The organism is Candidatus Krumholzibacteriia bacterium (genome assembly GCA_035649275.1).
Taxonomy (GTDB): Bacteria; Krumholzibacteriota; Krumholzibacteriia.
The window spans coordinates 54,136-67,461 of sequence record DASRJW010000131.1 but is presented as its reverse complement, the minus strand read 5'-3'; the positions used below and the strand labels follow the sequence as shown (position 1 = coordinate 67,461).

Genomic DNA, 13,326 nt, shown 5'->3' with positions numbered 1-13,326 from the left:
GGCTCGGGCGCCGCGAGCCCGAGGGAATGATCGTACACCGGTCTGGTGGCCCACCGCCCGCACCGCCCCCGCACATCCACGACACCCAGGACCTAGGACTTCCCCATCTCGACCCGGCGGCGCCACTTCTCGACCAGAACCTCGTTCAGGGCCGTCACATCCCCAGCGCCAAGGGTCAAGACCAAGTCGCCTTTCTCTATAGACGATGCCACCAGGTCGGTCAATTGCTCTTTGTCCCCCACATGGGCCACGCGCTTGTGCCCGTGCTCGCGGATGGAGCGCGCCAGCAGCGCTCCATCCACCCCTGGGATGGGGTCCTCGGAAGCGGCGTAGATGTCCATGACGTAGACGAGATCGGCATCGAAAAAGGCCCGGCCGAAGTCGTCGAGGAGGAACTGGGTGCGGGAGTAGCGGTGGGGCTGGAAGACGACGACGAGCCGGCGACCGTGGCTGCGCTTGGCGGCGCGCAGGGTGGCGGCGATTTCCGTCGGGTGGTGCCCGTAGTCGTCGACGAAGACCACGTCGTTCTCCACCGCCTTGATTTCGAAGCGCCGGGCCACGCCGAGGAACTCGGCCAGCGCCGCGGCCACCACCGGGAAGGGGATCCCGAGCTCCTGGGCCACCGCCACCGTGGCCAAGGCGTTGAGCACGTTGTGCTCCCCCGGCATGCGGAGCCACACCTCCCCCAGGCGGGTGCCATGGCTCGAGACCTCGAAGCGGCTGCCCTCCGCGGTGGTGCTGAGCACGCGCCCCGTGACGTCGGCCTGCGTCACCAGGCCATAGGTCACGGTGCGCTTCTCCAAGCGCGGCATGATCGCCTGCACCTGCGGGTCGTCAAGGCAGACGATGGTGCTGCCGTAGAACGGGACCTTGTTGGCAAATTGCACGAAGGCATCGGCAATCTCGGCCAAGTTCTTGTAATGGTCGAGGTGCTCGGCGTCGATATTTGTGATGATTGCAATTGTGGGCGGGAGGCGAAGGAAGCTGCCATCGCTCTCGTCGGCTTCGGCCACTAGATACTGGCCCGTCCCGAGCTTCGCGTGGGTCCCCATGGCGAGGACCCGTCCCCCCACCACGATGGTCGGATCCAGACCAGCCTGCGCCAGCAGTGTCGAGACGAGAGAGGTGGTCGTGGTCTTGCCATGGGCGCCGGCCACGGCGATGGCGAACTTGAGGCGCATGAGCTCGCCGAGCATTTCAGCCCTGGGGATGACCGGGATCTTGAGGGACCGCGCCGCCACCAGCTCCGGGTTCTCGGGCCGTACGGCGGAGGAATAGACCACCACCTGGGCATCCCCCAGGTTCTCGGCCCGATGCCCGATGGCGACGCGAGCGCCCCGCGCCTGCAGCCTGCGGGTGACGGCAGATTCCTTCACGTCGGAGCCGCTGACGGAGAAGTCGAGGTTGAGCAGCACCTCGGCGATGCCGCTCATGCCGATGCCGCCGACGCCGACGAAGTGGACCCGCTTCACCCGTCCGAACATTCCGACTCCTTTCACGCCGCTCGTCGCACTCAGGAACCTGCTGCAGCCACGGCGAGGAAATCCTCCACCAGCGTCCGCGTCGCCTCGGGCTTCCCGAGCTTCCGGCTCGCCGCCGCCATCGCTTCGAGACGTGCCGGCGCGGCCAAGAGGGCGCTGATCTCCTGGCGCAGGCGCGCCCCCGAGAGCTCCGCATCGGGAAGGAGCACGGCCGCGCCAACTTCCACCAGGGTGCGCGCGTTCGCCGTCTGATGATCGTCCACCGCCCCCGGGAAGGGAACGAGAATGGCGGCCTTGCCGAGCGCGGTGAGCTCCGCCAGCGTCATGGCGCCGGCGCGACAGAGGACGAGGGTGGCGGCGACATAGGCGGCCCCCACGTTGGCCAGGTAGGCCTGGACGCGCACGTCGGCGTGGCCGGCCCAGGCAGGGGCGATGCTTTCGTGCTCCAGGGTTCCGGTCTGCCAGATCCACAGCAGCCGGCGCTCCGCCGCGAGCAGCGGGATCGCCTCGCCGACGGCGCGATTGAGAGAGCGAGCGCCCCGACTGCCGCCGAGGACGAGGACGACCGGAATTCCGGCAGGCAGATCGGCGGGAGCGGCCGATGGGTGTAAAAGATCCTCGCGCACCGGATTCCCCAGACAGCGCACGCGTTCCGGATGGGCGAAGGCCCGTTCGGTGCCGGGGAAACCGACGTAAACCCGGCGCGCCGCGCGCGCCAGGAGGCGGGCCGCGTGTCCGGGGATACGGTTCTGTTCCTGCACCACCAGAGGCCGGCGCAGCAGCGCCGCCGCCAAACCACCGGCGAGACTTGCATGACCGCCGGTGGCGACGACGAGATCGGGTCGAAAACGGCGCACGAGCACGAGGGCGGCGGCGAGACCGCGCAGCAGGCTCCAGAAGAAGCGGAGTTTCCCCAACGGGCCGAGCCGGCGGAAGCCGGTGCTCGGGATGGTGCGCAGCGCGAAACCTTCCTGCGGCACGATGCGCGCTTCCAAGCCGCCGCGACTGCCGAGGAAAAGGCATTCCGTCGCGGGACGGGCGCGTTGGAGCTGCCGCGCCACCGCGATAGCCGGATACAGGTGTCCGCCCGTCCCGCCGCCGGCGAAGAGGACCTTCACAGTCCGCCCTCCAGCAGGCTCGCCCGTCGCCCCGGCCAGCGCCCGGCGAGATCGGGCCGGCGCTCCGCCGCGCGCGCGATGCTGCAGAGGACGCCGAGGGCGAGAAGGTGCGAGACCATCGACGAGCCCCCGTAGCTCATGAAGGGCAGAGGCAGGCCGGTCACCGGGAACAAGCGCAACGCCACCAGCAGATTGATGGCGACATACCAGAAGACCGACAGTCCGGTGCCGACGGCCACCAGCTGGGCGAAGGGATCTTCGTGCGCCCGGGCGACGCGGATGGCGCGGGCGACGAGCAGCAGGAAGAGCAAGAGCACCACGCTGCAGCCGACGAAGCCGAGCTCTTCGCCCATCACCGCGAAGACGAAGTCCGTGTGCGGGTCGGGAATGTAGCCGAACTTCGACAGTCCCCGGCCGAGACCCTTGCCGAAGGGCCCACCGCTGCCGATGGAAAGCACCGCCTGCGTGCTCTGGTACGCCACGTCCATGGCATGGGCGTTGGGGTGCACGAAGCCGGCGATGCGCTCGCGCACGTGCGGCTTGTGCACCGCCACGGCGACCGCGCCCAGCAGGCAGAGCGCCACGGTGCCGGCCAGATGCAGCCGCCGGGCGCCGCCGGCATAGAGCAAGGTGAAGCCGATGGCGCCGAGCGCCATGCCGCTGCCGAAATCGTTCTGCTTCACCACCACCAGGAGAATGGCACCGAGGACGCCGGCGAGGGGGAGGAAGCCTCGGCGCAGCGAGGCGAGCTCCGGGCCGCGGCGACTGATCTCGGCGGCGAGGAAGAACACCAGGGCGACCCGGACGAATTCCACCGGCTGCACCGTGCGCCCGAGAAAGGGCACCCAGGAGCGCGAGCCGCGCACGGCATCGAAGAGGAAGACGACGAACAGGCCCACACAGGAGAGCAGCAAGAGGAGGCGCGAGGCGCGGCGCCAGAGCCGGTAGTCGAGGCGGGAGAGCACGAGCATCGCCGCCATGCCGACGGCAGCGTTGAGCAGCTGTTTCTTCAGGAAGCGCAGGCTGTCGCCGGTGGCGGCGCGCGCCATCTCCTGGCTCGCCGAGTAGAGAACCACGAGCCCCACCACCACGAGAGCCAGGGTGAGCAGCAGGATGGCTTGGTGGTGACGCAGTCTCATGACCGGCTCCCCTCCCGGCTGCGCTCGAGACGCAGCCGCTCCACCGCGGCAGCGAAGCGGTGACCTCTCTCCTCGGCGTTCCGGAACATGTCGAAGCTCGTGCACCCGGGGGAAAAGAGCAGCGTGTCGCCGGGCCGGCCGAGCTCGAGGGCGCGGCGCAGGAGTTCGTCCAGTGTGCCTACGCGCTGCAGCGGTGCCGCTCCCGCCAGCTCGCGCTCCAGGTCGGGTGCGGCCTCGCCGAAGACGAGGACGACCCGCGCCGCCTGCAGGTCGGCGCGCAGGGCGGTGAAGTCGAGCCCCTTGTTGCGCCCCCCGAGCGCCAGGAGCACTGGACCGCGTACGCCGCGCACTGCGGCGCGCACCGATTCCACCGTGGTGGATTTGGCATCGTTGACGATGCGGATGCCGCCGATCTCGCCGCAGGGTTGCATCCGGTACTCGAGCCCGGCGAACTGGCGCAGGCCCTGGCGGGCCGCGGCATTCCACAGCCCAAGACCGCGCACCACCGCCAGCGCCGCCATGGCGTTGCGCACGTTGTGCTCACCGAGGAGCGGCACGTCGGCCACCGCTGCCAGCTCTTCCCGCTCCGCCCCTTGCCGCCAGACGAGAGCGTCGCCGTCCCTCTCCACCCCGCGCCCTTCCCAGAGCCGGCCGAAACCGACCACGCGCGCCGCGGCGCTCCGCCCGACGCCGGCGCTCCAGGGATCTTCGGGATCTACCACCAGGAGGTCCGCCGCGGTCTGGTGCCGGGTGATGCGCGCCTTGGCGGCGGCGTACTCCTCCATGCTCGCGTAACGGTCCAGGTGATCCGGAGTGATGGCGAGGAGCACCGCCGCCCGCGCATGGAAGAGGTCGACGGTTTCGAGCTGGAAGCTGGAGATCTCCAGCACCGCCCAGGCGCGCGAGGGCAACGAGCCGACCACGGCGCTGAAGGGCAAGCCGATGTTGCCGGCCACGACGTGCTCCACTCCCGCGGCGTCGAGCAGACTCCCGACCAGAGCCGTCGTGGTGGACTTGCCCTTGCTGCCGGTCACTGCAATCACGGGTGCGGCGCAGAACCGGTACGCCAGCTCGATCTCGGCCAGGATCGGCAGCCGACGTTCGCGCGCGGCGCGCACCAGAGCGTGCGTCGTGGGTATGCCGGGAGAGAGCACCAGGAGAGAAGCAGCATCGAGGACGGCGGTGCGGGCGGCGGCATGTCCCTCGGCCAGGAACTTTGCCGCCCAGGGTCCGCGAAAGAGAGCCGGCGCTTCGCCGCCTTCGTCGACACCCACGACGCGTGCGCCGTGGGCGTGCAGCAGTTCGGCGGCGGCCTGGCCGCTGCGCGCCAGACCGAGGACCACAACGCGGCGTCCCTGCAGCTCGAGGGGAGCCGGCTTCGGTGCCGCCGCCTGCATGGACCCCCCTACTGCAGCTTGATGGTGGAAAGGGAGAGCATGACCAGGAGTGCGGCGATGATCCAGAAGCGCACGACGATCTTGGTTTCCGGCCAGCCCAGCAGCTCGAAGTGATGGTGCAGCGGGGCCATGCGGAAGACGCGTTTGCGCCGCCAGCGATAGCTCGAAACCTGGATCATGACGGAAAGTGCTTCGGCAACCAGGACGCCGCCGATCACGATGAGGAGGAATTCCTTCTTCACCAGCACCGCCACGGCGCCGAGGGCGCCGCCGAGGGCGAGAGAGCCCGTGTCCCCCATGAACATCTCCGCCGGGTGGGTGTTGTACCAGAGGAAGCCGAGCGCCGCCCCGACGGCGGCCATGCAGAACACGGTGATCTCGCCGCTGCCGCGCAGGTACAGGATGTTCAGGTAATCGGCGAAGGTGCGGTGGCCGCTCACGTAGGCCAGGGCAGCGAAGGCGAGGAAAGCGAGAGCGCACAAGCCGATGGCCAGACCGTCGAGGCCGTCGGCCAGGTTCACGGCGTTCGAGGCCCCGGCGATCACGAAGGCGACGAAGACGACATAGAAGACGCCGAGATTGGGGTTCACGTTCTTGAGGAAGGGCAGCGAGGTGAGGCCGGCCACCTCGGGTTGCAGGGGCTGGAAGTAGAGGGCCGCACCGACCACGAGCCCCACGAGCAACTGGCAGGCGAACTTGGTACGCGCCATCAGACCGCGCTTGCGCACGAGCTTCAAATAGTCGTCGAGAAAACCGATGAGCCCCATGCCGAGGGTGGTGAAGAGGACGAGGAGCACGTAGCGGTTGCCCAGATCCCCCCACAAGAGGACGGGCACCATGATGCTGCCCAGGATGAGCAGCCCGCCCATGCTCGGCGTCCCGACCTTCATCTGATGGGTCACCGGGGTGTCCTCGCGCACCTTCGCCCGGCCCTGCAGCGCCCGCAGCTTGCGCATCACCCAGGGGCCGAGGAGGAAGCTGATCACCAGCGCCGTCACCATCGCGTAGGCCGAACGGAAGGTGATGTAGCGGAGCACGTTGAAAGGCACGAACTGATCGTGGAACGGATAGAGCAACCAATAGAGCACTACGCCACCCCCACCCGGAGAGCCTCGACCACCCGTTCCATGCCGGCGGCGCGCGAACCCTTGACCAGGACCGCGTCGCCGGCCCGCAGGTTCTGGCGCAGATCCTCCAGCAGCGCCTCGAAGCGGGCGTGATGGCGCGCCGCGGCGCCGAGACCTTCCTGCACCGCCGCCTCCACCGCATGCCGCATCTCCTCGCCGGTGGCGAGGAAGAGGTCGACGCCGGCCCGGGCCACGCTGCGTCCGAGGGCTGCGTGCAGCGCCGCGCTGGCGCTCCCGAGCTCGCGCATGTCGCCGAGGCAGACGATGCGCCGACCGTCGTGGCCGGAAAGAACCTCCAGCGCCTGCGCCATGGAATCCGGATTGGCGTTGTACGAATCGTCCAGGACCCAGACTTCCCCCAGACGCGTCCAGCTCGACCGTTGCTTGGTGAAGACGCAAGCCTCCATCGCTGCCGCTGCGGCGCTGGGAACGGCGCCGAGCTCGCACGCCACGGCCAAGGCGGCCGCGGCATTGCCGGCGTTGCCGCGACCCGGGCGCGCCAGCCGGAGCGCGGTGCCGCAGAGGAGCAGCTGCTGGTACCCCGGGCCGTCGGGGCGCGCGGCCTCGACGCGGTAATCGGCGTCGGCGGCGAACCCGAAGGTCACCTGGCGCGCGCCCGCGGCGGCGCGGCGCAGCTCCGGCAGGAAGGGATCATCGGCATGGAGCACCGCCAAGCCGCCCGGACGGAGGCCGGCGAAGATCTCCGACTTGGCGCGCAACACTCCCTGCAAGGAGCCGAAGCGCTCCAGATGAGCGTGGCCGATGTTGGTGACCACCGCGGCATCAGGCTTCAGGAGTCGCGACAGAATTTCGATTTCTCCGAAGTCGCTGGCGCCGATCTCGGCGACGAGGAACTTCTCGTCCCCCCGGCGGGCCAGCACCGTGAGGGGCACGCCGATGTGGTTGTTCAGGTTGCCCCGGGTGGCGTACACCGAGCCGGCGCTGCCGAGCGCCGCCGCAGTCAGATCCTTCGTCGTCGTCTTGCCGTTCGAGCCAGTGATGGCGACGACGCGGAGCGGCCAGCGCCGCAGCGAGGCGCGGGCGAGCGCTTGCAGGGCGCGGAGCGGGTCGTCGACGCCAAAGCATGCCTCAGGCAATTCTTGCCAGCGCTCCCAGGTGTCGAGCCCCACCACCACGCCCCGGGCGCCGCCCTCCAGCGCTTGCGGCACGAAATCGTGGCCGTCGAAATGCTCGCCGCGCAGCGCGAAGAAGAGCGTGCCTGCGATCGCCTGCCGCGTGTCGGTGGCAACGCCGGTGAAGACGAGATCCGGCGACGCGCCGCGCTGGCGGGCGCTAGCCAGGTCCTGCTGCACTTCTGCAGCTTTCAGTTGCACGCCGCACCTCCGCGGCTTTCTTCCAGAGCCACTCTCGCCTCGGCTCGGTCGTCGAAGGGCTGGGTCCGCTCGCCGATGATCTGCACGCGCTCGTGTCCCTTGCCCGCGATCACCACCAGATCCCCCGGCCGGGCGCCGGCAATGGCGCGGCGGATGGCGTCGCGCCGATCGGTGACACGCTGCCACGCGGTGAAGCCGGCAGGGATGCCGGCTTGCATGGCGTCCAGAATCGCCTCCGGGTCTTCGTGCCGCGGGTTGTCGGCGGTGAGGAGCATGGAATCGGCCCATCGCGACACCACCGCCGCCATGAGCGGGCGCTTGCCCGCATCGCGGTCGCCGCCGCAGCCGAAGACGACGACGAGCCGGCCTGGTGTCAGAGGGCGGCAGGTGGTGAGCAAGCGTTCCAAAGCCTCGGGAGTATGGGCGAAGTCCACCACCACCGTCGGTCCGCCCGGGTGCGCCAGCACCTCGAAACGTCCGGGCACGGCAGGCATGGCGGCGAGCGCCGGCAGAACGCGCTCCATGTCGAGACCGAGGAGGAGGCAAGCAGCGCAGGCAGCGGCCACGTTCTGCACCTGGAATCCCCCGGGCAGCGGCAGCCAGAGCTCGCGCGGCCCGCTCCCCCAGTCGAGGACGACGCGGTTGCCCTCGAGGGTGGAGGTGGAGCGCAGGAGACGCAGATCCGCCGGCGCGCGGCTCCCGAAGCTGAAGTGCGCCCCCGGGTGGCTCGCCGCCGCCGCTGCGGTCAGCCCATCGTCCAGGTTGTAGATCGCCCGGGGCGCGCCGGCCTCCGCCAGCAACCCGTGCATCCAGGAAGTCTTCGTCGCCGCATACGCTTCGAGACTGCCGTGGTAGTCCTGATGGTCGCGGGTGACGTTGGTCATGATGCCGAGACGGAAATGTAGCGCTTCGACCCGCCGCTGCGCGATGGCGTGGGAGCTCACCTCGATCGCCGCCGCGCGGGCACCGCGCTCGCAGAGCGCCCGCAGCAACCCCTGCAACTCCAGGCTATCCGGCGTCGTGTGCCGTAGCGGCCGGTAGGGTTCGTCGCCGAGCCGCCAGCCGACGGTGCCGACGAGACCGCACGGCGGGTCGAGTTGCTGCAGCACGTGCTGCAGCATGTGCGCCACGCTGGTCTTGCCGTTGGTGCCAGTGACGCCGACGAGGGTGAGGGCCCGCGAGGGATGGCGATGGAACGCCGCCGCCAGCTGCGCCAGCGCGCCGCGGCTGTCCGCCACCTGCGCTCCCCGGGGCGCCAGCGCCGAGGCATCTCGTTCGCTCACCACCGCCACGGCGCCGCGGCGCACGGCCTCGCCGATGTAGGCGAAACCGTCGGCGCTGCCTCCCGCCACGGCGACGAACAAGCTGCCCGGCTGCACCGCCCGCGAATCGGAGGCGAGCGAATCGATCCGCACCTGCAGATCGCCCCAGCTGCGCTGCACCACGAGGTCGCGCAGCAGCTCTGCCAGCTTCATGCTTCCGTCCCCGTGCTGCGGCGGGCGGTCGCTCAGCGCCGCACCTTCGCTCGCGCCGGCAGTCGCACCGCGCTCGCTGTGGCGAGGCGCGACGACTCGGCGTGCAGATCGTCGGCGCGCACGACGGTGATGCGCGCCGCCGGTGGCTCGAGGTAGCGCGTGCTGCGCGTCACGCCCTCCATGATGCGACGGAAAGTCGCCGCCGCCGAGATGCCGCCCCAGTGGTTCTGGCCGCGGGGCTCGTCGAGAACGACGAGACCGACGAGCCGCGGCGCTTCCGCCGGCAGGAAACCGGCGAAGCTGGCCACGTAGCGCCCCACGTAACGTCCCGCTTCGGCCTTCTGCGCCGTGCCGGTCTTGCCCGCCACCACCACGCCTTCCAGGCCGGCGCGTTTACCCGTGCCCTCGGCGACGACGAGGGTGCACAGGTCGCGCAGCGTGGCGGCGAGTTCCGGATCGAGAGCGCGCCGTACTTCCCGGGGTGGGAAGGCCTCGTCGCCACCGGCGGCATGGACGACACGCAGCGCCATGCGGGGTCGGAGCAGTCGTCCGCCGTTGGCGATCGTAGCATAGAGGTTCGCCAGCTGCAGCGCGGTCACCGAGATCTCCTGTCCGTAGCCGAGACACAGACGCGTGCGTCCCGACCAGTCGCGCGGCAGCGACAACCAGCCATTCGGCTCTCCCGGCAGGTCGACTCCGGAGCGACTGCCGAAACCGAAGCCGCGCAGCTCATCGTAGAGCTCCGGCCCTGGCAGCTCTCGCGCCAGCTTGGCGAAACAGATGTTGCTGGAACGGGCGAAAGCTTGGGCGAAGGTGAGCCAGCCGTCGCCTTGCTCCGGATGGGAATCGCGGATGAGTCCAGCGCGACCGAAGCTGTGCACGCCGCGCTCGGCGTACAGGTACGTGGTGGGTCGCACCAGGCCGCGACGCAAGCCGGCGACGGCGGTGACCGGCTTGAGGGTCGAGCCCGGTTCGAAGAGATCGTAGACGGCGCGATTGCGCCACGTGGCCGGAGTGTAGACGCCGTCGCGCTGCGCCGGCATCGGGGCGCTGGCGCAAGCCAGGATGTCGGCGCTGTGGGGGTCGAGCAGGAGCACTGCGCCGCCGCGGGCGCCGGTTTCGCCGAGGGCGCGCTGCAGCTCGTCGTCGGCGATGCGCTGCAAGTCCACGTCGAGAGCGAGCACGAGGTCGTCGCCGTCGACGGGATCCCGGGCCGACAAGGTGCCGATGGTCTCGCCCTCTTCGTCACGCAGCTGGACGACCTCGCCAGGGACGCCGCGAAGCACGGCGTCGTAGGCCTTCTCGACCCCTTCGGCGCCATGACCGCCCTGGTCGGTGAAGCCGAGGACCTGAGCCCCCAAGGTGCCGAAGGGATACTGGCGATAGGTGCGGCGCTCGAGGCAAACGCCGGGCAAGCTGGCGAGCTGGCGCGCCATGCCGGCGGAGAGCGTCACCTGGCGGCCCACGGTGTGGAAGGTGCCTGGGCGGCGCAACACGGCGCGCAGTTCGCGCTTCGACATGCCGGCGGCCTCGGCGATGAGCCCGAGATCCTGGCTCCGCACCCGGCGGGAGAGCACGGAGATGTCGAAGGCCACGACGTCGAAGGCGAGCACCCGGCCCTGGCGGTCCAGGAGGCGACCCCGCCGCGCTGGCACTTCGAGACGCGTGTCGACCTGGCGGAGCTGTTGGGCGCGGAAGTGAGCGTGCCGGATCACCTGCAGATCCAGCAGCCGGAGGCCGAGAAGGAGAAAGAGACCGAGGACGACCGCGGCGATCTGCTCGATGCGTAGCAGGCACAGACGGCGCGGCATCGCTTCTCCCCTCCCCACCACCGGACCTGCGAGCTCACCGTCGCGCCGTCAACGCGCCGGGCTCTCCACACTGAAGCGAGCTTCTTGCGGCGGCGTCCCGTCAGCCACGAAATAGATGTACTCCAGCGCCTCCGGCTCCGGCGCCGCCATCCCCATCTTGCGGGCCAAGGTGACGATGCGATGCCGGTCGGCGAGCCGGGTCACTTCGGCCTCCAGGACCTCGACCTCGGTGCGCAAGGTGCTGGAGCGTTCCTCCAGGGCGTAGATGCGCTTGTTGAGCTGCACGGCGTGACCGCGCTCCCCGACGTAGCTGAGCGCCAGCCCCAGGAAGACCGCCGCCCCGAGGATGTAGTCCCCCGGCCGCGGCGTCCACGGATCGAAGTCCTCGAACCAGCGCCGCAGCCGCTGCCGCACCGTACGGGCGCGGCTCCTTCCCCGTGATGGACGCGCGCGTATGGAGAGCATCCCCCCGGACACGACGGGCCGCGTCAGTGACGCGGCCCGTTCGCCTCGATCGTTGCCGCCCCTTCAGGGCAAGCGTTGCAGCACCCGCAAGCGCGCGCTGCGCGCCCGCACATTCCTCGCCACCTCAGCCGTTCCGGGACGCACCGCCCGTCGGGTCAGCACCCGGAAGCCCGGCACGAAACCACAGCCGCAACGCGGCAGGTCGGGCGGACAGATGCAGCCTTCCTCCTGCCGGCGGAAGAACTGCTTCACCAGGCGATCCTCCAGCGAGTGATAGCTGAGGACCGCGAGAATGGAACCGGGCGCAAGCACGCCGAGCGATCGCCCCAAACCTTGACGTAAGTTTTCCAGTTCCCCATTCACCCACACCCGCACACCCTGGAAAACCCGCGCAAGAGTCGAGACTGGCTTGCGCCCGGAACCCGAGCGAACGAGGGCGGCCAGATCGGTGGTCGTCACGAGCGGCGCGCGGAGCCGGGCCTCCACGACGGCGCGGGCGATCCTCCGGGCCGACCTCTCTTCTCCATACTCCCGCAGGACGCGGGCGATTTCCTCCATCGGTGCCGTGTGCAGCAACTCCGCCGCGGTGCGCGCCGCGGTCGGATCCATGCGCATGTCGAGCGGTCCCGGCTGCCGGTAGCTGAAGCCCCGCGACGCGGTGTCGATCTGCGCCGACGACACGCCCAGGTCCAGGACGATGGCGCTCACCGTGTCGATGCCGAGCTCTGCAAGACATGCATCCATCCCTGCGTAGTTGCCGTGCAGCAGCTGCACCCGGTCGCCGAAGCGCTGGAGACGCTGCGCTGCCGCCTGCAACGCCTCCGGATCCACGTCCAAGCCGACGAGCCGCGCTTGCGGCAGCGCCGCCAGAATCGCCTCGGCGTGACCCCCGTAGCCCACGGTCCCGTCGAGAACTTGCTCCCCTGGCCCCTGGGCGACGAAGGCCACCACGTCGTCGCACAGCACCGGCACGTGCGCCGTGGAGCCGCGGGCGCCGGACTCCGCCGGCCGCCCCCGCTCACCGGCCATCAGAGCAACGACGGCTGCACGCTCGACCTCGCCGCTGCCGCAGCGGGGGGCAACTCCGCCTGCAGGGCCTCGACTGCCTCGCCCCGGCTCGCGCTCACCGTCACCTGCGCCGGGACGCCGCCGAAATCCAGAATCTGCCGCACGTAGGGCGTGGCACCAGCGAGTACGAAGTGACCACCGGCGCTACGCACCAGGCGGTGCAGCTCCACGAAGAGCTCCAGCGCCTGAAAGTGCACATGCTCCACCCGCTCCAACGCACACACCACCCCGCGCACCCCGGCGAAGAGCAGGGGGCGCAGTCGCGTCGCCAACTCGTCCACGCTGCGACGATCGAGGGTGCCCGCGCAATGCGCCACCGCCACAGGGCCCTGGATGCTGATCAACACGCGCAGCCGTTGACCCGCACGCTCTGAACCCGCCATCCTCCACCCCACAGCGCGGGCACCCCCGCGCTCACTGCAGACCATCCAGAATCGGCCGCGCCACCAGCCGCCGTTCCTCGGCGCGCCGCTCGTAAACTTCACGCGGCCAGAGCTCGATGTGATCCAGCAGGCCGACTACCGAGATCTCGCGTTGGATGCCGGCCAGCTTCAGGAACTCCCGCGGCACCGTGAGCCGGCCATGAGCATCCAGCTCCAACTCGGTGCTGAAATCGCTGAGATAGCGGATGGCGTTGCGCGTGGCCTCGTTTCTCGCCAGGGCCCGCAGCCCGTCCGCCATCCGGTTCCATTCGTCTAGGGGGTAGAGGAGAAGGCAGGGGTCGGTGCCGACGGTGAGGACCATGGAGGTCTGCCCCTCGGGCAGAAGTCGGACGAATCGAGCCGGGAGGACGAGCCTCCCCTTGGGATCGATGCTTTGGACCTGCGTCCCGATGAACCTCTGACGCTCGGTTTCGGCCATGCTCCAGGGTCACTCACTTTGATCCGATCCAACCCTATTTCCACCTCTTT

General features: G+C 69.8%; 12 protein-coding genes. All 12 read right to left on the bottom strand.

Annotated features, from left to right (window positions below; all coding sequences use genetic code 11):
• Positions 1-92: 92 nt before the first annotated feature.
• Positions 93-1,484, bottom strand: coding sequence for a UDP-N-acetylmuramate--L-alanine ligase (murC, locus tag VFE28_14030; protein ID HZM17117.1), 1,392 nt, complete (start codon positions 1,482-1,484; stop codon positions 93-95).
• A 29-nt stretch (positions 1,485-1,513) separates the two neighbouring features.
• Positions 1,514-2,599: an undecaprenyldiphospho-muramoylpentapeptide beta-N-acetylglucosaminyltransferase gene (gene murG, locus VFE28_14025; protein ID HZM17116.1), complete on the bottom strand. Its 1,086-nt coding sequence runs from the start codon at positions 2,597-2,599 to the stop codon at positions 1,514-1,516.
• Positions 2,596-3,738: a putative peptidoglycan glycosyltransferase FtsW gene (locus VFE28_14020; GenBank protein ID HZM17115.1), complete on the bottom strand. Its 1,143-nt coding sequence runs from the start codon at positions 3,736-3,738 to the stop codon at positions 2,596-2,598. Before VFE28_14020 ends, murG begins: the two co-directional genes overlap by 4 nt.
• Complete coding sequence (murD, locus tag VFE28_14015) at positions 3,735-5,135, bottom strand: UDP-N-acetylmuramoyl-L-alanine--D-glutamate ligase (GenBank protein ID HZM17114.1); 1,401 nt, start codon at positions 5,133-5,135, stop codon at positions 3,735-3,737. The genes VFE28_14020 and murD overlap by 4 nt, the downstream gene beginning before the upstream one ends.
• A gap of 8 nt (positions 5,136-5,143) precedes the next feature.
• Entirely contained in the window at positions 5,144-6,223 is a 1,080-nt protein-coding gene (gene mraY, locus VFE28_14010; GenBank protein HZM17113.1) for a phospho-N-acetylmuramoyl-pentapeptide-transferase, read from the bottom strand.
• Positions 6,223-7,596, bottom strand: coding sequence for a UDP-N-acetylmuramoyl-tripeptide--D-alanyl-D-alanine ligase (murF, locus tag VFE28_14005; GenBank protein ID HZM17112.1), 1,374 nt, complete (start codon positions 7,594-7,596; stop codon positions 6,223-6,225). Before murF ends, mraY begins: the two co-directional genes overlap by 1 nt.
• Positions 7,587-9,071 carry a UDP-N-acetylmuramoyl-L-alanyl-D-glutamate--2,6-diaminopimelate ligase gene (locus tag VFE28_14000; GenBank protein HZM17111.1) on the bottom strand — a complete coding sequence of 495 codons (1,485 nt, stop codon included), beginning with the start codon at positions 9,069-9,071 and terminating at the stop codon, positions 7,587-7,589. Before VFE28_14000 ends, murF begins: the two co-directional genes overlap by 10 nt.
• A gap of 32 nt (positions 9,072-9,103) precedes the next feature.
• Positions 9,104-10,882: a penicillin-binding protein 2 gene (locus VFE28_13995; protein ID HZM17110.1), complete on the bottom strand. Its 1,779-nt coding sequence runs from the start codon at positions 10,880-10,882 to the stop codon at positions 9,104-9,106.
• 48 nt (positions 10,883-10,930) lie between these two features.
• Entirely contained in the window at positions 10,931-11,296 is a 366-nt protein-coding gene (locus VFE28_13990) for a hypothetical protein (GenBank protein ID HZM17109.1), read from the bottom strand.
• Positions 11,297-11,410: 114 nt separating this feature from the next.
• Positions 11,411-12,376 carry a 16S rRNA (cytosine(1402)-N(4))-methyltransferase RsmH gene (gene rsmH / locus VFE28_13985; protein HZM17108.1) on the bottom strand — a complete coding sequence of 322 codons (966 nt, stop codon included), beginning with the start codon at positions 12,374-12,376 and terminating at the stop codon, positions 11,411-11,413.
• Positions 12,376-12,798 carry an STAS domain-containing protein gene (locus VFE28_13980; GenBank protein HZM17107.1) on the bottom strand — a complete coding sequence of 141 codons (423 nt, stop codon included), beginning with the start codon at positions 12,796-12,798 and terminating at the stop codon, positions 12,376-12,378. Before VFE28_13980 ends, rsmH begins: the two co-directional genes overlap by 1 nt.
• A gap of 31 nt (positions 12,799-12,829) precedes the next feature.
• Entirely contained in the window at positions 12,830-13,276 is a 447-nt protein-coding gene (locus VFE28_13975) for a division/cell wall cluster transcriptional repressor MraZ (GenBank protein HZM17106.1), read from the bottom strand.
• Between the last annotated feature and the right edge of the window lie 50 nt (positions 13,277-13,326).